The organism is Mycolicibacterium vinylchloridicum, from assembly GCF_013404075.1.
Classification (GTDB): domain Bacteria; phylum Actinomycetota; class Actinomycetes; order Mycobacteriales; family Mycobacteriaceae; genus Mycobacterium; species Mycobacterium vinylchloridicum.
Map to the genome: position 1 here is coordinate 153,018 of NZ_JACBJQ010000001.1, position 18,190 is coordinate 171,207.

19 protein-coding genes are annotated in these 18,190 nt (G+C 66.3%); 7 read left to right on the forward strand and 12 right to left on the reverse strand.

The genetic code is table 11. From position 1 onward, the window contains the following. Nucleotides 1-4 precede the first annotated feature (4 nt). The 3 genes from HPC46_RS00815 to HPC46_RS00825 are packed head-to-tail and all read left to right on the forward strand — an operon-like array spanning nt 5 to nt 2,159. Complete coding sequence (locus HPC46_RS00815; RefSeq protein WP_179466306.1) at nt 5-304, forward strand: DUF2563 family protein; 300 nt, start codon at nt 5-7, stop codon at nt 302-304. Then, the gene (locus HPC46_RS00820; RefSeq protein WP_179466307.1) at nt 301-1,827 is read left to right on the forward strand and encodes a putative alpha/beta hydrolase; all 1,527 of its coding nucleotides are present in this window, start codon (nt 301-303) and stop codon (nt 1,825-1,827) included. Before HPC46_RS00815 ends, HPC46_RS00820 begins: the two co-directional genes overlap by 4 nt. After that, nucleotides 1,824-2,159 (forward strand): hypothetical protein, encoded by a 336-nt coding sequence (locus tag HPC46_RS00825; protein WP_179466308.1) that lies wholly within the window; start codon nt 1,824-1,826, stop codon nt 2,157-2,159. The genes HPC46_RS00820 and HPC46_RS00825 overlap by 4 nt, the downstream gene beginning before the upstream one ends. Here the strand turns inward: HPC46_RS00825 and HPC46_RS00830 are convergent, their stop codons facing one another. Beyond that, the gene (locus HPC46_RS00830; protein WP_179466309.1) at nt 2,160-3,209 is read right to left on the reverse strand and encodes an NAD(P)H-dependent amine dehydrogenase family protein; all 1,050 of its coding nucleotides are present in this window, start codon (nt 3,207-3,209) and stop codon (nt 2,160-2,162) included. An 85-nt stretch (nt 3,210-3,294) separates the two neighbouring features. On the opposite strand from HPC46_RS00830, the gene HPC46_RS00835 reads away from it, so the two are divergent. Then, nucleotides 3,295-4,191, forward strand: coding sequence for a crotonase/enoyl-CoA hydratase family protein (locus HPC46_RS00835; protein ID WP_179466310.1), 897 nt, complete (start codon nt 3,295-3,297; stop codon nt 4,189-4,191). A gap of 12 nt (nt 4,192-4,203) precedes the next feature. Here HPC46_RS00835 and HPC46_RS00840 read toward each other — a convergent pair whose 3' ends face one another. From HPC46_RS00840 to HPC46_RS00870, 7 genes are all read right to left on the reverse strand, one after another. Beyond that, nucleotides 4,204-5,169 carry a DUF2889 domain-containing protein gene (locus HPC46_RS00840; protein ID WP_179466311.1) on the reverse strand — a complete coding sequence of 322 codons (966 nt, stop codon included), beginning with the start codon at nt 5,167-5,169 and terminating at the stop codon, nt 4,204-4,206. A 2-nt stretch (nt 5,170-5,171) separates the two neighbouring features. Next, nucleotides 5,172-6,011, reverse strand: coding sequence for a hypothetical protein (locus HPC46_RS00845; RefSeq protein WP_179466312.1), 840 nt, complete (start codon nt 6,009-6,011; stop codon nt 5,172-5,174). A gap of 28 nt (nt 6,012-6,039) precedes the next feature. Beyond that, complete coding sequence (ppk2, locus tag HPC46_RS00850; RefSeq protein ID WP_179466313.1) at nt 6,040-6,897, reverse strand: polyphosphate kinase 2; 858 nt, start codon at nt 6,895-6,897, stop codon at nt 6,040-6,042. A gap of 77 nt (nt 6,898-6,974) precedes the next feature. After that, complete coding sequence (locus tag HPC46_RS00855; protein ID WP_179466314.1) at nt 6,975-7,514, reverse strand: phosphatase PAP2 family protein; 540 nt, start codon at nt 7,512-7,514, stop codon at nt 6,975-6,977. 11 nt (nt 7,515-7,525) lie between these two features. Beyond that, nucleotides 7,526-8,038 (reverse strand): mycothiol transferase, encoded by a 513-nt coding sequence (locus tag HPC46_RS00860; protein WP_179466315.1) that lies wholly within the window; start codon nt 8,036-8,038, stop codon nt 7,526-7,528. 10 nt (nt 8,039-8,048) lie between these two features. Beyond that, the gene (locus HPC46_RS00865; RefSeq protein WP_179466316.1) at nt 8,049-8,426 is read right to left on the reverse strand and encodes a VOC family protein; all 378 of its coding nucleotides are present in this window, start codon (nt 8,424-8,426) and stop codon (nt 8,049-8,051) included. A gap of 38 nt (nt 8,427-8,464) precedes the next feature. Continuing rightward, nucleotides 8,465-9,586 (reverse strand): hypothetical protein, encoded by a 1,122-nt coding sequence (locus HPC46_RS00870; RefSeq protein ID WP_179466317.1) that lies wholly within the window; start codon nt 9,584-9,586, stop codon nt 8,465-8,467. Nucleotides 9,587-9,733: 147 nt separating this feature from the next. Between HPC46_RS00870 and HPC46_RS00875 the strand changes: the two genes are divergently transcribed. Together HPC46_RS00875 and HPC46_RS00880 are read left to right on the forward strand one after the other, a co-directional pair. Further along, nucleotides 9,734-11,458 (forward strand): N-acyl-D-amino-acid deacylase family protein, encoded by a 1,725-nt coding sequence (locus HPC46_RS00875; protein WP_179466318.1) that lies wholly within the window; start codon nt 9,734-9,736, stop codon nt 11,456-11,458. Beyond that, nucleotides 11,455-12,018, forward strand: a complete 564-nt coding sequence (locus tag HPC46_RS00880; protein ID WP_179466319.1) for a carboxymuconolactone decarboxylase family protein — start codon at nt 11,455-11,457, stop codon at nt 12,016-12,018. The genes HPC46_RS00875 and HPC46_RS00880 overlap by 4 nt, the downstream gene beginning before the upstream one ends. 10 nt (nt 12,019-12,028) lie before the next feature. Here the strand turns inward: HPC46_RS00880 and HPC46_RS00885 are convergent, their stop codons facing one another. After that, nucleotides 12,029-13,984 carry a YncE family protein gene (locus HPC46_RS00885; RefSeq protein WP_179466320.1) on the reverse strand — a complete coding sequence of 652 codons (1,956 nt, stop codon included), beginning with the start codon at nt 13,982-13,984 and terminating at the stop codon, nt 12,029-12,031. A 95-nt stretch (nt 13,985-14,079) separates the two neighbouring features. Then, nucleotides 14,080-14,889 carry an SDR family NAD(P)-dependent oxidoreductase gene (locus HPC46_RS00890; protein ID WP_179466321.1) on the reverse strand — a complete coding sequence of 270 codons (810 nt, stop codon included), beginning with the start codon at nt 14,887-14,889 and terminating at the stop codon, nt 14,080-14,082. Nucleotides 14,890-14,963: 74 nt separating this feature from the next. Here HPC46_RS00890 and HPC46_RS00895 point away from each other — a divergent pair, with 74 nt between their 5' ends. Next, nucleotides 14,964-15,329 carry a pyridoxamine 5'-phosphate oxidase family protein gene (locus HPC46_RS00895; protein ID WP_179466322.1) on the forward strand — a complete coding sequence of 122 codons (366 nt, stop codon included), beginning with the start codon at nt 14,964-14,966 and terminating at the stop codon, nt 15,327-15,329. A gap of 70 nt (nt 15,330-15,399) precedes the next feature. Here HPC46_RS00895 and HPC46_RS00900 read toward each other — a convergent pair whose 3' ends face one another. Continuing rightward, the gene (locus HPC46_RS00900; RefSeq protein ID WP_179466323.1) at nt 15,400-16,272 is read right to left on the reverse strand and encodes a type IV toxin-antitoxin system AbiEi family antitoxin; all 873 of its coding nucleotides are present in this window, start codon (nt 16,270-16,272) and stop codon (nt 15,400-15,402) included. 175 nt (nt 16,273-16,447) lie between these two features. Then, on the reverse strand, nt 16,448-18,073 hold the full coding sequence (gene groL, locus HPC46_RS00905; RefSeq protein ID WP_005143290.1) for a chaperonin GroEL: 1,626 nt from the start codon (nt 18,071-18,073) through the stop codon (nt 16,448-16,450). Nucleotides 18,074-18,190 lie beyond the last annotated feature (117 nt).

An 18,190-nucleotide genomic window follows, 5' to 3' on the forward strand; every position in this document is an offset into this window, starting at 1 on the left:
TGCAATGCAGGTCGATGTCGATGAGATGCGCTCAGGTGCAAACCGCTCGTACAACGCGGCTTCGTTCGCCATGGAGGGCGCTGACCAGCTGTCTCGCGTCAGTCCGACCTCAGGTATTTTCGGCGACTTCCCCGCTGCGGCGTCGTTCCACGGCGCACTAGCTGCCGCGCACAGCAACCACGTTGACCGGCTTCGCAAGCACGAGAATCGCCTTGGAGTGCTGGGCGACAAGGGGCACAAGACTGCATCGGTGTTCGTCGAGATGGAGGAACGCAACGCCGAGGCCCTGCGTTCGGTGCTGTGACCGGCTACCCGAGCCTGGTCCACATCAGCATCGGAGCCCTGATCGGCGAGGCCGGTGGCGATCCGTGGCAGGTCGACCAGACGCTGCAGAGTGGCGATCCCGGGCAGATCGCCGAGCTGGGACGTGCGTTCTACAACGCAGGCGCCTGCACCGCAGAGACATACACCGAATTCCAGCAGGCGCAGGCCCGCTTTCAGGCGTCGTGGAACCGGGAGAACGGCGAGCACCCGATCAACGACAGCGCCGAGGTCCAGCGCGCCACCACCGGGTTGATGGTCCAGCGCGACCAGCTGCCCGCCATCGGCGCGGACCTCTCCACTATCGCCGCCGATCTTGCTGAGGCGCAGCGCTTCTCCGATATGCAGGTGGACAACCTCAACACCCAGCTGCACTACATCGACGCGTTGATCGACCAGGCGCTGGTCAAGGATCAGGACATCTCCGCATTGGAGGACGACGCGATCGCAGCGACGTCCGGGGTGCTGAAGCAGATCGAGGCTCTGCGCGACGATTACGGCGCCAAGTTGGAAGCGTCGATGACCGACCTGCGCGTTGAGCACGGATACGACCCCGCCGCGATCGAGGACGTCGACGGCGACGGTGAGCTCGGGCCGGAGCAGCGTGGCCGAGAATCCACCGAGTACTACGACGTGAATCAGCGCGCCAAGGACGAAGCTCTGGTCAACGGCGGCGGCCCGATGACGCCGGAAAAGGCCGATGCCGCAGCACGTCTACGTGACTTCGCCACGGCGACGAACCCGGCTGCCGACGCCGATGCACGACGGCTGGCCGGTGAGCGCCTCGATGACTTCCGGATGGCGAACTTCGTCGGCCCGCTACCCAGGGACCCTGTCCTGGGCGAAGATGCCCGCGAGCGGGCTCAGCGCCGACTCGACATGCAACGCCAACTGGAACAGGGCGGGTTATACAACCTGCCGCCGATGACACCCGATCAGGCGACCCAGCAGGTCGACATCGGCGAGCAGTTCGGGCGCGTCGTCGCGGTGAAGCAGGCGATGTTCGCACTCACCAGCCAGGGCATGTCCGAGGACGGCGCCAAGGCGGTGCTGGGCGACATGCTCCACCACGGAAGCGATCTCGCGGGCTACACCGGACCGGCGGCCAATGGCGTCGAAGCCTACGGCGAGCGCATACCTGGCGGGCGGCACGCGAAGCTGGAAGATCTGCTATCGCCGGCCGACGCCGAGAAGTGGGCGCACATCGCCGGCCGGGTCGGAAAGGTGGGCGACGTGATCCAACTGGTCAACGCGCTCAACGAAAAGGCCAACGGCGGCAGCAACGAAGACTTCGGCAGCGCAGTGGGCGGTGTGGCCGGCGGCTCTGCGGCTGCGTGGGGTGCGGCAGCGCTCGCCGGCTCGTTTACCGGGCCGTGGACCACGGCCGGCATCGTCGTGGCGGCCAGCATTGTCGGAGGGCTGGGCGGTGAACAGCTGGGCGGCGGCATCGGGTCGCTCTTCGACCCCGCCTTCGGATCCCCTGGCGGTGGCGGCGGGAGCTGGTGAAAGTGCAAGAGATCTTCGGGTATTCGGCGATGGCCGCACTCGGCGCTGCCGCCGTCTTCAGCAGTTTTCCGCTGTGGAGATCGGCGACACTGTCGCCGGACTCGATCAAACGGCGAGTCTGGTGGACGTGTTGCGCCATCGCCACGGTGTCGGTGTTCTTGTTGCAGTGGCCCGACTGGGGCCGCGGACTATTCGCATCGATCCTGCTGGCCCTGGCTCTCGTCGCCGTCGCAGGCCGGTGGACCACCTTCATCAAGATCAATGGCCGTGTCTACGGCGCCTCCAGCCGACCCGACCGGCCACCGGCACTGGCTCCGGTCGACGACGAGTAGTCAGCCCAACACGTACCGCCCGGTGATCATCGGCAAATCCAGGAACGTCCGGATCCCCGGCGCGGCCGCACACACTGGTGAAACCGCATGCACCGCATGCATTGCCGTGCCCAGACAGCCCTGATCGGTTTCATCCTCGCCGTGCGTGGCGATCTTGGACTCGAGCACCATCGACGGCTCCCCCTCGACGGTCACCTTCCATCCGCGCCCGTTCGGCCAGTCCGGTGCCTGCTCGTCCCCGAGCCGGGTGATGTGCTCCACCGTCATCGCGGGTCGCCCGTTGACCACCGCCGTGTAGCCGAAGCGCTGCGCCGCAACGGTACCCGCCTCCACCCGGCCCGCCTTGACATCGAACGCGTGGGCAGCCACAGCGATCTCGCGGTGGTAGACGAAATCGTCGACCGTCGCACCAAGCCCTTCGGCCAGCAACATCAGCGGCGCGCGAAACGTCACGCCGGCCAGAGCCGCGTCGGCCATCGGTACCGGCTCTTCGGGACGCTTGCCGAATCCCATGATGTCGAACAACATCGGCGCACTGTCGTAGGTCGTGTAGTCCATCAATTCCTGCACCAGCAGCGAGTCGATGCGGGCGAACAGCCCCGACATCGTCAACGGCAACACCTCGGCCGCCCAGCCGGGTTCGATACCCGTGCCGTGAAATGACGTGCCGCCATCGGCGCACGCCTGCGTCAGGCGGTCGACCACCTGAGTGCCCATGCTCAACGGATAGATGAGTGCAGTGACCGCCGTCGACACCACGTTCTTGCCCGACGCCAGCAGCCGGCAGATCTCGTCGACCGCAGCAAGAGGATTCATCTCGCCCTGAGGCATGTACAGCACGCAGTCGGCGTCCAGCGCGAGGATCTCGTCGCAATCCCTGGTGGTCCGCACGCCGATCGGTCCGATTCCACACAGCTCGCCGACATCACGACCCGCCTTGTCGTCGCTGTAGACCAGTGCCCCGACCAGTTCGAGATCAGGATGCCGATGAACCGCCGCGACGGAATGCTTGCCCACCGAACCGGTGGCCCACTGGATGACCCGCAACACGAGATGATCGTACTGTAAGCCATTCGGTAATACCTTCAATGAGAAGTTCTTGACCAAACCGGGTCGAAGTCACTTCACTGCGGTTATGCCCGAATTCGAAACCGTCCTGTACACCACCGACGGCCCCGTCGCCACCGTCACCCTCAATCGGCCCGAACATCTCAACACCATCGTCCCGCCCATGCCCGACGAAGTGGAGGCCGCCATCGGGCTGGCCGAACACGATCCGTCGGTCAAGGTCATCGTGCTGCGGGGGGCGGGGCGAGCCTTCTCCGGCGGCTTCGACTTCGGCGGCGGATTCCAGCATTGGGGTGAGTCGATGATGACCGACGGCCGCTGGGATCCCGGCAAGGATTTCGCGATGGTCAGCGGTCGCGCGACGGGCCCGACGAGCAAGTTCATGTCGATCTGGCGGGCGTCCAAGCCGGTGATCGCGCAGGTGCACGGCTGGTGCGTGGGCGGCGCCAGCGACTACGCATTGTGCGCCGATCTGGTGATCGCCAGCGAGGACGCGGTGATCGGCACGCCGTACAGCCGGATGTGGGGCGCCTACCTGTCCGGGATGTGGCTCTACCGGCTCAGTTTCAGCAGGGCCAAGTGGCACTCGCTGACCGGACGCCCGCTGACCGGACGAGAGGCCGCCGACATCGAGCTGATCAACGAGGCGGTTCCGTTCGAACGGCTGGAAGCGCGGGTGGCCGAGATCGCCGCCGATTTGGCGCGAATCCCGTTGTCGCAGTTGCAAGCTCAGAAGATGATCGTCAACCAGGCCTACGAGAACATGGGCCTGGCGAGTACCCAGACGCTCGGCGGCATCCTCGACGGGCTGATGCGCAACACCCCGGAGGCCCTGGACTTCATCAATACCGCAGGCACACAGGGCGTCCGTGCCGCCGTCGAAGGTCGAGACGGCCCGTGGGGCGATTACAGCCAGGCGCCGCCGGGGCGACGCCCCGACCCGTCGCACATCATCGAGCCGTGACAGCTCGGGACCCTACCCGCGAGCAGCAAGTAGCGCATGCGCGTCAGTCAGCGACCGAAGCGTGTCGTTGAGATGGGTGCACGTCGAAATACCGGTGAACTCGGTCCGAATACGGTCGCGCAATTCGGATACCGCCATGCCGACGAGTCGCTGCGCACTGGCCAAGGCACCGGGGCACTCCTGCCACGGCAGCACCCTCGCCTCCGCCGTCACCTGTGAAATCGACTGCGAGGCAAGGTTGATCTGGCCGACGACAGCGTACTCGTGCACGATGGTCTCGATACCCGCTGCGTCGACGTGGGAGTCGCGGAAATGTGCGTCGAACGCCGCCGTCGCACCGTTCGGAAGGACGTCCAGCCTCCGCATACGGCGCATACCGTGCGGGCGAAGGGGTTCTGCGGGGTGCATCTCGCCCAGCACCGGTGCGAGTGGCCCACGCACGCAGGGCATCAGCATGTTGCGCCTGCTGAAGTCGACGGCCGACGCGCCGGGAGCGAAGCCCGAACAGATACCTTCCAGATGGTCGGAGATGGCGTCCGACATCGGCCACTCGACCCCGCCGGTGATGTCCGCGTGGTGCGCACCGTAACCCGTCACCAACGTTGCGCCGACCCAGTCGTCGAGCAGAAGGTATAGCGCGGGCGAGCGCTCGGTGTCGCTGCCCAGCAGATCCCGGACCATCGCGCGGAAGCCCTGCGCGACCCTGGCGCCCCGCAGTCGGTCCAATCGTGGGTCGCCGCCGCTGATTTCGTCGATCACACGATCAGTCAATCGTGCCAGCACGACGACATCGTCGAGCACTTCATGGTTGCCAGACGAATCCACCCGAACGTCGCGGGCTCGCAGATGCGCCTCGGCCGTGTGGGCATCCTGCGGATGTGTGTCGATCGTGCTCGTCCTGCGCCGCGTTCCCGGGCGCAGCGGTGGCCACTCGGTGACGGGCTGCTGCGGACCGACGATATCGGTGACGAAGGGCATGTCTAACTCGACTTGGCCAGAGAAACCAACAGCGACACGATCACCCCGATGATCACCAGGCCGCCACCGACCACCAGCGTGATGTTGAGCCACTGATGCATGCTGTTCTGCGCCGTGCCGACGAGTACGTCGGCAATCCGCCGGATGTCACCGGACGAATTGTCCAGCACCGTATTGAGCTTCCGGCGGCCGAATTCGATTGCGGCCCAACCGGCTGCACCGACAAGTAGGGCCGACACCCCCAACCCCACCAGCATCTTTCCGCGGCTTCGGGCGATGAACAGCGTGAGTAGCGCGAATAACCCGGTCAGCACGGCCAGGCCGACGCTGACCCACGGCCCGTAGGTCCCCAACAGGCGCAACGCACCGGGCCGCAGTACCGAAGGAGCGTTGTCGGTCAGCGGAATTGGCACTGACGTCGGCACCGTGATGTTGTAGTCCGACAGCGTCTCGGAGAACGCGGCATCCGAAAGCATCGGCGCGACGTCGATCACCCAGCGGCCCTGCGAGTCCACGCTCGAGCGAATCGAGTCGGTGAACAACCACCGGTGAGCGAACCGGTTCGCCTGGGCGAACTGGCCGGGGAACGACGCACTCGAAGTGTAGGTGGCGGCCACCAGGCTCACGGTGCCGGTGTTCACGCTGGTGCCCAGCCGGGCCACCTGGGTGGTCAATTGCGAGGCCACCGCGGATTGCAGTGCGGGGTCCGCGGCCGCCTTCTGGGCCAGCGCCGCGTAGCCGTCCTCGTCGACAAGATGTTGTTGCACCCATACCGCGGGCAGGGCCACCGCCAGCAGAAGCGTCGTGACGAGCCACATGAGCAGCGTCGTCGCGAGCCGCACGCGTCCTCCTCTACGGGGACGCGCGGGGTCAGTCGGAGTGAGTTGCGCGGCCCACGATCAAGGGGTCGGGCTGGCCGACCACCTCATGGTCTTTGTTGTCGTAATTGAACTTACTCAGCACATGGCGCATCGCGTTGATTCGCGCGCGTTTCTTGTCGTTGCTTTTGACGACGGTCCACGGCGCGACCTCGGTGTCCGTCCAGGCGAACATGTCTTCCTTCGCGGCGGTGTATTCGTGCCACTTGTCCAGTGACGCCAGATCGGTCGGCGACAGTTTCCACTGCCGTACCGGGTCGACCTGGCGGATGGTGAACCGGGTGCGCTGCTCGCTCGACGACACCGAGAACCAGAGCTTGGTCAGGCTGATGCCGTCGTTGACCAGCATCTGTTCGAACAGCGGCGCCTGGCGGATGAACTCGGCGTGCTGCTTGGGCGTGCAGTACCCCATCACTCGCTCCACGCCGGCGCGGTTGTACCAGGACCGGTCGAACATGACGATCTCACCGGCGGCAGGCAGGTGGTTGACGTAGCGCTGGAAATACCACTGGGTGCGTTCCTTCTCGGTGGGCTTCTCCAGTGCCACCACCCGCGCGCCTCTCGGATTGAGGTGCTCCATGAAGCGCTTGATCGTTCCGCCCTTGCCGGCCGCGTCGCGCCCCTCGAAGACGAAGACGTGCCGCAGTCCGTGGGCCTGGCTCCACTTCTGCAGCTTCAGCAACTCGATCTGCAGCAGCCGCTTCTGTTCCTCGTACTCGTTGCGCGACATCCGATGCTCGTACGGGTAGTTCTCCCGCCAGGTATCGACAGCCAGTCCCGCGGCGTCGAGCAGCACCGGGTCGTCATCGTCGTCGTCAAAAACCGTGAAGCCATTGCTCTCCAGTGACACGCGCGGAAATTATCAGCGACGGGGAAACCCGGGGTGACGCCGAGGTGAACGGCGAGCCCGCAGCCGTGAGACGTGCGCTATCCGCGGGTCGCTTTCTTGGCGCCGGCCGCAAGTGTCGCGGCAGCCGCACACACCAGTGAACTGCCCAGCAGCAGTCCGCCGATGGCGTCGGTGAAGTAGTGGTAGGTCACCGCCTGACCGAGCATCCCCAGTAGCGCCCAGACGATCGCGGCCACCACGACGTACAGTCGGGCTCCCAGGACCACGGTCGCCATGCCCAGCACCACCACCACCAGCGTCGTGTGGCCGCTGGGATAGGCGACCGCGCCGTCCTTCTCCCGGCCGAACCAGTCTTTGAACATCCGCGAAAGCCACACGGCTGCAACAGGAGTCACCACAACGAGCGCGGCGAGCAGCCAGCGCCGGCGGTAGGCGGCCACCGCAAGCCCGGCAAGCAGGATCATCGCGGCGGTGCGCTGGTCGGTGAAGAACAGCAGCCAGCCCAGCGCACCGCCGCGAGCCCGCTGGAACCAGTCGTCGATCGGCGTCGACCCGGGCCCCACCGCGCAGCCCAGTAGCACCATGGACGCCAACCCGATCGGCGGCCACCACCGCACCGCGTGGGCGCTCAGCGGGCGATGCCCCGCACGTAGGCCGCCTGGCCGAGATGCTGTGCGCAGTCGTCGATGATGCTGACCAACCGAATGCTGGCTGTCACGGGCGGATCCCAGTTCGTGTCGACCACACGAGCAAGCTCATCGGTGGTGACGCTGGCGATGTACTCCAGCGTCGCCTTGTGCACGGCGTGGTAGTAGCCGGCCAGCAGATCGGCGGGCGCACGGACCTTGCCGACCTCATCGGGAGTGTGCCCGTAGCCGTGCGCGTCACGGGGCAGGTCCAGCCCGAAGCGGTCGACCCAGCCGCCGGTGAACCACACCTGATCGGTTCCGGCGATATCGGCCAGCTGAGCGTCCTGGACACGAGCGCTGTGCCAGATCAACCACGCGATGCTGTTGGCCGTCGCCGTCGGCCGGAAGAACGAGACGTCGTCGGTGAGGTCGTTGACATGTTCGATGATGCGAGTGAAGGAATCCCGCAGCAGTTCGCGGGAGGCGGTGGCATCCGACAATGAGTCAGTCATGGGCCTGACGCTACGCGCCGTGGAAAACCGCCTCGACGTTGTTGCCGTCGGGATCCCGGACGAATGCACCGTAGTAGCCGGGGTGGTACTCGGGCCATAACCGCGGCGCATGCAGTGACTCGGCACCCAGTCCCAGTGCGGCGTCGTAGAAGGCCTTCACCGCGTCGACGTCGGCGGCGGCGAAGGCGATGTGCACCTCACGGTTGGGGCCCGAGGCATCACCGGCCGAGGCGTCGGCGATCCAGAAGTCCGGCTTACCGTCGCGGCCGTAGCCGATCGCGACATCGAAGTCCATCTGACGGGTATAGCCGAGCACACCGAGCACGGCGTCGTAGAACTCCTTCGACGCGGCCCAGTCGCTGCAGTTGATTCCGAAGTGATCGATCACGGCTCCCATAGTGGCAGCCGACCGGCCGCGGTGAACGGTTATCCGACCCTGCCCGGACGCGCTGAGTGACCGGTTGACTGCTTCACGCCCGGCTTACTTGCATCGGCCTTGACGTTGGCCTTGTCGCTCGCCCCGGGATGTCCCCGCAGTGGAACCCTATGTCGCGCAATCCCTTTTCCGGACGAGCTCACTGCTGGCGGCTCGGTGCCGGAGGAGGTGGCCGGTGTGCGCGCAGCCGAGACGGCGGCGGCCGGCTGGGGGGTGACCGACGGCGGCACGAGCAGGTCGACCACGTTGGCGACACCGGTGTAGAAGTCGTTCAGGGCGTTCCACGCGATCCCGTCGGTGACGAAGCTGGACCGGCCAATCGATGACGATCCGATCGGCGCCGGCAAGGAGATGCCAAACTCCACCAGCTGGTAGGCCGCCCCTACGACCCCGTACACCACGTCACGGGCGAGGAAACCGAAGAGGCCGGGAAAATCGGCCGGATCCTGGAAGACGTTCTCAATGGACGCCTCCACGTTGTACGGCACCCACGCCAGGTCTTCCACGGCACTGGTGACCATGTGTACCGGACCGGTGATGGCCTTGGTGATGGAGAGCAGAACCCGACCGACATCGGTTCGGTAGACAGCGTCTTCGATCAGCGCATCTCCCACGGATGGGTCCGGCAATCCCGCGAAGAGGTTACCGATGGCGACACTGGTGTCCACGATGGCGCCCTGGGCCAGCGAATTCAGCGGTGCCGGCAACAGGGCCGACGCGAGATTCAGCAGCACCAGCCGCAACGTCGATCCGTAGAACCCGTAGACCGGCGCGTTGTACTCCGGATTGAACGTCGACTGCACGGCGAAGCTGAGCAGGCTGCCGATTGCACCGGGGTTCAGCAGCGCGGTCGAGAACAGGGCCAGCGAGTTCACCGGTAGCTCCGCGATCGTGTCGACCGTGCCATTGACCGCCAAGGTCACCGCGCCTACGACGATCGCCGCGTCGGACAGCGCGTCGGTGATGAATGATGCCGGCTGGATTTCAGCGGTGTAGATGGCCGGCATCGCGGGCCGCGAAGGACTCGTGACGAGCGGGGCGCCGGCTGCCACTACTCCGGCCGCCACGAGCGCCGCCAGCAACTTGGTCTGCGGATATACGGAAATGTGCATGGCAACCCCCGGTTGCAGCCCGGCAGATTGGACAAATCATATTCCGCATTTGCTGTCGCGTCAGTATCTGGCGGGCGGCGAATTCTGCGAACTCGCCACAGTCGATTCCACGAAGACTGCTGCGGTCGCCACCGTAGATTTGAGCCCATGAGTTTCGACTTGGTCATCCGCAACGGCACGATCGTGGACGGTACGGGCGGCGACCCCTACCGCGGTGACGTCGCCATATCCGACGGCGTCATCGCCGCGGTCGGCACCGTCGACGGAACGGGAACCCGGGAGATCGACGCGACGGGGCTGCTTGTCACCCCGGGCTTCGTTGACCTCCACACCCATTACGACGGTCAGGCGATCTGGTCGGACCGGATGACACCGTCGTCGGCCCACGGCGTGACGACGGCGGTGATGGGTAACTGCGGCGTCGGGTTCGCACCCTGCCGCCCCGAGGACCACGACGTACTCGTCGACGTGATGGCCGGCGTCGAGGACATCCCCGGTGTGGTGATGGTCGACGGACTGCCGTGGACCTGGGAGACCTTCCCCGAATTCCTCGACGCCCTGGAGTCGCGGCAGCGCGATATCGACGTCGCCGCGTTCCTACCGCATTCCCCGCTGCGTGTGTACGTCATGGGACAGCGCGGCGTCGACCGCGAGCTGCCCACCGCCGAGGACCTGGCGATGATGCGCAAGCTGGCCGCGGAGGCTATTCACGCAGGCGCGCTCGGCTTCGCATCGTCACGTCTGACCCTGCACAAAACCTCTGGTGGACAGCCGATTCCGAGCTACGAAGCACAGTACGAGGAGATCGAGGCGATCGCCCGCGGTGTCGACGACGCCGGCGGCGGCCTGCTGCAGTTCGTGCCCGATTTGATGGCAGGCGATTACGAGGGTGCGCTCAGCGCCGTGTTCGACGTCGCTTCGGAAGTGGGCCTGCCCGTGACGTTTACGCTCGCGATCGGCAACGCCGGACCGCCGATCCACCTCGACGCACTGCGCATGGTCGAGAAGGCCAACTCCAACGGTGGTGACGTCACCGGGCAGATCTTCCCGCGCCCGATCGGACTGGTGCTCGGCCTGGACCTGTCCGGTAACCCGTTCGTTCTGTACCCGGCGTACCGGGAGATCGCTGATCTGCCGCTGGCCGAACGCGTGGCCGAGATGCGCAAACCCGAAGTCCGCGAGCGCATTCTGAACGACAAGCCGGCCAGCGACGGGCATCCGTTGATGTTCGCCGCCCAAGCGTGGGACTACATGTACCCGCTCGGCGACCCGCCCAATTATGAACCCGCAGCCGAAGATTCGATCGGCGCCCGGGCTCTTGCTCGCGGCGTCAGCCCGCTCGAGGAGGCCTACGACCGGCTGCTCGACGATGACGGTCACGCCATGCTGCTCGTCACGCTGGCCAACTTCCGCGACAACTCGCTGGACACGGTGGCGGAGCTGATCCAGCGCGACGACGTCGTCCTCGGCCTCGGCGACGGCGGCGCCCATTACGGAATGATCTGCGACGCAAGCTTTCCCACCTACATGCTGACGCATTGGGTCCGTGATCGCGAGTCGGGCAGGCTGTCGGTGGAGCGGGTGATCCAGGAGCTGACGTCGGTGCCCGCCCGCATCGCGGGACTGGCCGACCGCGGCCGGCTCGCGGTGGGCTACAAGGCCGACGTCAACGTGATCGACGCCGACGCGCTGCGGTTGCACCAGCCGACAGTCAAGTCTGATCTGCCCGCAGGCGGACGCCGACTCGATCAGACCGCCGACGGCTATGTGGCGACGATCGTGTCCGGCGAGGTGATTTCCGAGAACGGTGTGCCCACCGCCGCCCGGCCGGGCAAGCTGATCCGCGGCCGGCAACCGGCGCCCACCGCGTGAGCCGGGTCGCGCCGCTGGCCGAGCCGTGGAGCTCCGAGGACGCCGCCGATATCGGCAGCTGGGGCCACCCCGACCGGACCTATGAGCCGCTGCTGCTGGTGCGGTGCCTGCAGCGCCACCCCGACATGGCCCGCAAGCTGCGCAAGATGGGCGAGTCGCTCTACCTCGACACCCGGCTGGCACCGCGTGCGCGCACCATCGCGATCCTGCGGATCTGCGGGTTGGTGCGTTGCGCCTACGAGTGGGGCGGGCAGGCGGCGTTCTGGGGACCGATCGCCGGGGTGTCCGGCGATGAGGCGGATGCGCTGGCCGTCGGCGACGCCACCGATCCGCGGTGGAGCGACGACGAGCGCACGCTCATCGTCTCCGTCGACGAATTGGAGCGGACCGGGTCATGGTCGTCGGCGACCTGGGCGGCCCTGGGTGAGAACTTCGACGACGAACAGCGGATGGAATTACTGATCGCCGTCGGCTGGTACCGGACGGTGTGCACGCTGTGCAACGGGCTGGACCTGCCGGTCGAGGGCTGGATGCGGCCGTGGCCCGGTTCAGCGTCGTAACGGACGCGCTCTAGCCGAGCACGCTCGTGTTCACCACCGTCACCCGGTAGGGGAAAGACAACGACAACAGTGGTGAGGATCCATTGTTGGTGTCGTAGATCCTGGTGCCGTCGGGGGCAATCAGCGCGCTGTAGACGGTGCCGTTGACGCGTTGTGCGCCTGTCGAGATCGCCGTGGCGGCCGTCAGTGCCGTCACCTCCGCATGCGAGCCGACAGCGGTGAGCTGATACACACGTGAACCACCGTGAGTCACCAGGAGGACTGTCGGCGCCCCGGTCAGCCACCTCGAGCTACCGGTGGCCGAACCGTCGCCGTTGATGACACTGACCTGGGACTGGTCGGCGACGGTGCCGGCAGAGAGGTACACACTGTCGGCGTCGGGACCGGACACCATCGCGCCGTAACCCCCCACCGTCACCGGAGTTCCCACCACCGTGCCGTCGGTGGTGTCGACGACGGTGATCACCGTCGAGTCGTACGTCGAGGTCGACTTGTTCTCGATCGGCGACGCGATGAAGAGGTGGCTGCCCATCGGGTCGGGCACCAGCACCGTCCCCAAGCGAGTGTTGTTGGCGGGCACAGTGATAGGCGTGCCGACGATATCTCCGGTGCTGCTGTCGATGACCGTGAGTACCGTCGAGGCGGATTTGCTGTCCGGGTCATAGATTTGAGTGACCTGATTGATCCGCGCCCCGCCGTCGCTGAAGACCACCGGGGCGGCTTCGGCACTGTAGGGGCCGCCCTCGTAGATCGTCGGCGTTTCGATCACGACCCCGTCGGCGAGGTCGACCAAAGTGACCGCCACGGTGCTGCTGCTGATGTCACCGGTGATGGTGGTCACCGCCGCGCGGGTGCCGTCGGGACTCACCACGACACTGCCCTTGGTGTAGCCGTCCATGGCTATCGTCGGGCTGACCAGCGACATGTCCGCAGTGTCGATCACCGCGAGTTCGTCGGCGCTGGTCGAGCTGGGGTTCGGTTGGAAGATGACGCACAGCCGGCTGGCGTCGGCGTTGAGAACGGTCGACCCCAGGATGAAGCCGTCCAACGTCACCGGAGCGCCAACTGTGGCGACCGTGTCGGTGTCGATGGCGGTCACTTTCGCCGTGGAAACCCCGCCGACGCTGGTGTTGGTCGCCAGGAAGGCGTAGCGGCCGTCCGAGCTGAGCACCACCGCTCCTGTCGCCCAGCCGTCCAGACGGACCGGCTTGCCGACGACGGTGTTGTGTGCCGTATCGATCACCGTCACGTACGTCGAGTTGGTCGCGGCCACTGAGGAGGTCTGATAGACACGGGTTCCGTCGGCGCTGACCACCGGAGTGCCTATTGGCACCCCGCGGATGTTGATCGGAACTCCGACAACGGTATTCGTCGCTGTGTTGATCTCTGTCAGTGTCGAGTACGCCGGCGGGATATAGAAGGGCCCGAGCGGATTCGGCGGCACGGTGAGTTCGAACAGCAGCTTGCCGTTGGGGCTGAGCACTGCACCGGACGGCGCCCCCACCAGACGGATCACGGTGGCACCCGGCGTGCCCACTGGGTCGAATACGTTGAGCAAGTCGCGGATCGGTGTGTTGTTGATCAGCGGTACCAGCGCGTTGAACAGCCGCGGGAGGAGTGCCCCGGGAGGCGGTGGTGCCGGCACAGCCGCCGCAAGCTGGCGCGCGGCCGCGGGGACCAGCGGCGCACGTCCGACCGATGCCCGCCTCTCGACGGGTGAAGGCGCATTCGCCGGTCTGGATACTGTCGCGGCGCGACGCACACCGACGGCCTGTTCGAGCTGCTGGTGACGCGTGGCACGCGGATGTGTCGCGGCCGACGCGGCGCGCGGCTTCGCGGAACCTGAAGCCGACGACGACTCGTTGGTGTCGGCGTGGGCGAGAGCGGTCCCGCTGGTAACCGCGGCACCGAGGCCGACTGAAACCGCACCGGCGGCTAACCACAGACGTCGGCGCTGACGCTTCATGACAATCCCCCGACAGTCACCGCCCTCGATGGCGCATTGCCACCTTAACGGGCCACCACGCCGGCCGGGCTACGTAGCCGACTACTGAATTGGATTCAGCGTCGTAGCGCCGGATGCTGCTTGACCAACAGCGGCAGCAGTAGCCGTTTCGGCAGCACCTGGAAGATCCGCGTCGACACCTGGCTCGCCAGTCCGGGGATGACGCTGCCGCGGTCCTGGTCGATCACGTCGATACCGGCCTTGGCGACATCGCGCGACGGCTCCCACATAAACTTCGGAAACGCGTCGGCGAACGACCGCTCGTCCATCCCGGCAGCCTGAAGGAATCCGGTGCGCACCGGACCGGGGTTGAGCGTCCCGATGGTGACGCCGGTGCCCGCCAACTCCGCGCGCACCCCGTCGGTATAGGACCGGACGAATGCTTTGGTCGCCGCGTACCCGGCTTGGCCGGGGAACGGCTGGAAGCCGGCCGTCGAGCCGACGTTGAGGATCGCTCCGCGGCCGCGCGGCACCATCATCTGCACGGCCCGCGTGGTCAGGTCGATGACAGCCTCGACGTTGACGCGGACCTGGGCGATCTCGTCGTCGACCGACGCGTCCTTGACTGCGCCCATGGTGCCGATGCCGGCGTTGTTGACCAGGATGTCGACGGTCAGGCCCCGTCGCTCCACCTCGTCGAACAGGGCGGCGCGGGCGGCCGGATCGGCGACGTCGCAGGCGATGACTTCGACGCGTACCTGGTCGGCGAGTTCGGCGGCGAGCTCTTTGAGCTTGTCCTCGCGGCGGGCGACGAGCGTGACGCCGTGCCCGCGGGCCGCAAGTTCGCGGGCGAGGTCGGCGCCGATTCCCGAGGACGCCCCGGTGACGACGGCGGTGGACGTGGGCGATGGCGTAGGCAACGACATGTCGTCGACAACCTATGCGCTCGACGGTGATATTCCCAGGCTTTCCGTGCACCATCCGCAATAAGATTGCGCCCATGAGCATCAAGGTCGACCTCGCTCAGCTCGCAGGCAAGCTGGGTGATTTCCCGACCGGCTACCTGATCACCGTGAGCGACGACCACCGGGCACACACCGTGGCCGTGGACCCGCAACTCCATGACGGCGTTCTCGATATCGGTCCGGTCGGCAACAGCACCCGGCGCAACATCTGCGGCCACCCTGATGCGACTCTGTTGTGGCCACCGGCCGAACCGGGCGGCTACAGCCTGATCGTCGACGGCCGCGGCGAGCTCACCGACGACTCTTTGCGCGTCGTTCCCCATCGCGCCGTGCTGCACCGGCCGGCACAACCGAACGTGCCGACGGCGTCGGGCTGCGGCGACGACTGCGTCCCGCTTTAGCCGCCGTCGACAGGCTCGAGTGTGCGGTTTCGTCCGCAACACGCCGCCGACCGCGGATGAGGACGCACACTCACCATGTCCGCGGACAGCCTCTCGCCGTGAGCGCACGGCCAACCCGATCGAGGAAGACCCGCGGACTGTTGTGGAGCATCGAACTCGTCACCCGCACGTCGACCCAATCCAGCTCCGGCAACCGCGCATAGCGTTCGACATCCTTGGATCGTTGCCGTGGGTCGGTCCAATGGTGGGCTCCCTCGAAGTCGACACCGACGCGATATTCCGGCCAACCCATATCGATGCGGGCAAACAGGATCCCACGCTCGTCGTACACCGGAATCTGCGTCTGGGGCCGCGGAAATCCGTTCTCTAGCAACAGTAATCGCGTCATCGTCTCGTAAGGCGATTCGGCACCGCCGTCAGCGAGGTCGAGCGTGCGCCGAAGTCCGGCCAGACCTCGCGCGCCGGGATGGTCGGCCATCACCGCTTCGACCTCGACAGCCTTGAGGTCGGTGGCGTTCATGAGCGCGTCGACCCGCTGCAGTCCGTTCGCAAGAACTAATCGCCGACCGAGGTCGAAGGCCGTGCGCGCAGGACTTGTCACGGTCATGCCGGCGATCGATTGTGTCTCTCGGGGAGTGAGGGTGTCCGAATGGACGGTCAGCATCCGCGGCGCCCGACGATTCGAGTGGATCAGTTCGGCAGGAACCTCAGGGCCGATCCACTTGGCGCCTAACAACGCCGACGCCGATAACCCCGCGAGCACGCCACTGCGGTGAGACCACAACCAGGCGGCCCGCGCGCGATCTATTGCCGAGATGTCGACCCCCCGCGGAACCCAGACGCCGGGATAGACGGCGCAATGGAACCGCCGGAGTTCGCGGAACGTCAGCGCTCCCGCCTCGAGCATCTCCTTCGCGATGAATGGCCACGGAACGGTCTGCATTCGCGAACAGTGTCAAAGCCCGGCGGCGCATGTGTTCCGCTCTCCACAGCGTCGCCGAGTGTGCGGCGCCATACGCCGACGACGGCGTGTTGCGGATGAAACCGCACAACGCGCGGCTGGACAACGAAAAAGCCCGGCCCCCCGCAAGGGGGACCGGGCGTTTTCGTTGACTTACTTAGAAGTCCATACCGCCCATGCCACCGGTCGGGTCGCCCGCAGGTGCGGCGGCCTTCTCCGGCTTGTCGGCGACGACGGCCTCGGTGGTGAGGAACAGCGCCGCGATGGACGCCGCGTTCTGCAGCGCCGAGCGGGTGACCTTCACCGGGTCGGCGACGCCGGCCTTGAGCAGGTCCTCGTACTCACCGGTCGCGGCGTTCAGGCCGGTTCCGGAAGGCGAGTTGGTGACCTTCTCGGCGACAACGCCGGGCTCCAGGCCCGCGTTGAAGGCGATCTGCTTCAGCGGAGCCGACAGCGCAACCTTCACGATGTTGGCACCGGTGGCCTCGTCACCGGACAGCGACAGCTCGTCCAGAGCCGGAGCCGACTGCAGCAGAGCCACGCCACCACCGGCGACGATGCCCTCCTCGACAGCAGCCTTGGCGTTGCGCACGGCATCTTCGATGCGGTGCTTGCGCTCCTTGAGCTCCACCTCGGTGGCAGCGCCGGCCTTGATCACCGCAACACCGCCGGCCAGCTTGGCCAGGCGCTCCTGCAGCTTCTCGCGGTCGTAGTCGGAGTCGCTGTTCTCGATCTCGGCACGGATCTGAGCCACCCGACCGGCGATGGCGTCGGAATCACCGGCACCCTCGACGATGGTGGTCTCGTCCTTGGTGACGACGATCTTGCGAGCCTGACCCAGCAGCGAGACGTCGGCGGTCTCGAGCGAGAGGCCGACCTCCTCGCTGACAACCTGGCCACCGGTCAGGATCGCGATGTCCTGCAGCATGGCCTTGCGGCGGTCACCGAAGCCCGGGGCCTTGACGGCGACGGACTTGAACGTGCCACGGATCTTGTTGACCACCAGGGTCGACAGGGCCTCGCCCTCGACGTCCTCGGCGATGATCAGCAGCGGCTTGCCCGACTGAATGACCTTCTCCAGCAAGGGAAGCAGGTCCTTGACCGTCGAAACCTTCGACGACACCAGCAGGATGTAGGGATCCTCGAGGACCGCTTCCTGCCGCTCGGCGTCGGTCACGAAGTAACCCGAGATGTAGCCCTTGTCGAAGCGCATACCCTCGGTGAGCTCCAGCTGCAGGCCGAAGGTGTTGGACTCCTCGACGGTGATGACACCCTCGTTGCCAACCTTGTCCATGGCCTCGGCGATCAGGTCGCCGATGGTCTGGTCGCCCGCGGAGATTCCGGCGGTGGCAGCGATCTGGTCCTTGGTCTCGACCTCCTTGGCGCTCTTGAGGAGCGTCTCGGTGATCTTCTCCACGGCCTTCTCGATGCCGCGCTTCAGGCCGAGCGGGTTGGCGCCGGCAGCGACGTTGCGCAGGCCTTCGCGAACCAGGGCCTGAGCCAGAACGGTGGCGGTGGTGGTGCCGTCGCCTGCGACATCGTCAGTCTTCTTGGCGACTTCCTTGACCAGCTCAGCGCCGATCTTCTCGTAGGGGTCCTCCAGCTCGATCTCCTTGGCGATGGACACACCATCGTTGGTGATCGTGGGGGCACCCCACTTCTTCTCCAGGACGACGTTGCGACCCTTGGGGCCCAGCGTCACCTTTACCGCGTCGGCGAGGGCGTTGAGGCCCCGCTCGAGGCCGCGGCGGGCCTCTTCGTCGTAAGCAATGATCTTGGACATTGCGAAGTGAATCCTCCGGTTGGGGATGGCACGTCTTCGGTCGGCACAGTGCCCGCGACGGACGGCTGGAGAGTGCTCCGCGCGTGCGCGGCTCCGGCCTCACCGACCCGACCTAGC

Coding starts and splice junctions, on each gene's coding strand:
- HPC46_RS00860 (WP_179466315.1), bottom strand. CDS start 8,038: ATGACTGACTCATTGTCGGATGCCACCGCCTCCCGCGAACTGCTGCGG.
- HPC46_RS00885 (WP_179466320.1), bottom strand. CDS start 13,984: ATGAAGCGTCAGCGCCGACGTCTGTGGTTAGCCGCCGGTGCGGTTTCA.
- HPC46_RS00870 (WP_179466317.1), bottom strand. CDS start 9,586: ATGCACATTTCCGTATATCCGCAGACCAAGTTGCTGGCGGCGCTCGTG.
- HPC46_RS00815 (WP_179466306.1), top strand. CDS start 5: ATGCAGGTCGATGTCGATGAGATGCGCTCAGGTGCAAACCGCTCGTAC.
- HPC46_RS00875 (WP_179466318.1), top strand. CDS start 9,734: ATGAGTTTCGACTTGGTCATCCGCAACGGCACGATCGTGGACGGTACG.
- groL (WP_005143290.1), bottom strand. CDS start 18,073: ATGTCCAAGATCATTGCTTACGACGAAGAGGCCCGCCGCGGCCTCGAG.
- HPC46_RS00900 (WP_179466323.1), bottom strand. CDS start 16,272: ATGCAGACCGTTCCGTGGCCATTCATCGCGAAGGAGATGCTCGAGGCG.
- HPC46_RS00895 (WP_179466322.1), top strand. CDS start 14,964: ATGAGCATCAAGGTCGACCTCGCTCAGCTCGCAGGCAAGCTGGGTGAT.
- HPC46_RS00835 (WP_179466310.1), top strand. CDS start 3,295: ATGCCCGAATTCGAAACCGTCCTGTACACCACCGACGGCCCCGTCGCC.
- HPC46_RS00840 (WP_179466311.1), bottom strand. CDS start 5,169: ATGCCCTTCGTCACCGATATCGTCGGTCCGCAGCAGCCCGTCACCGAG.
- HPC46_RS00890 (WP_179466321.1), bottom strand. CDS start 14,889: ATGTCGTTGCCTACGCCATCGCCCACGTCCACCGCCGTCGTCACCGGG.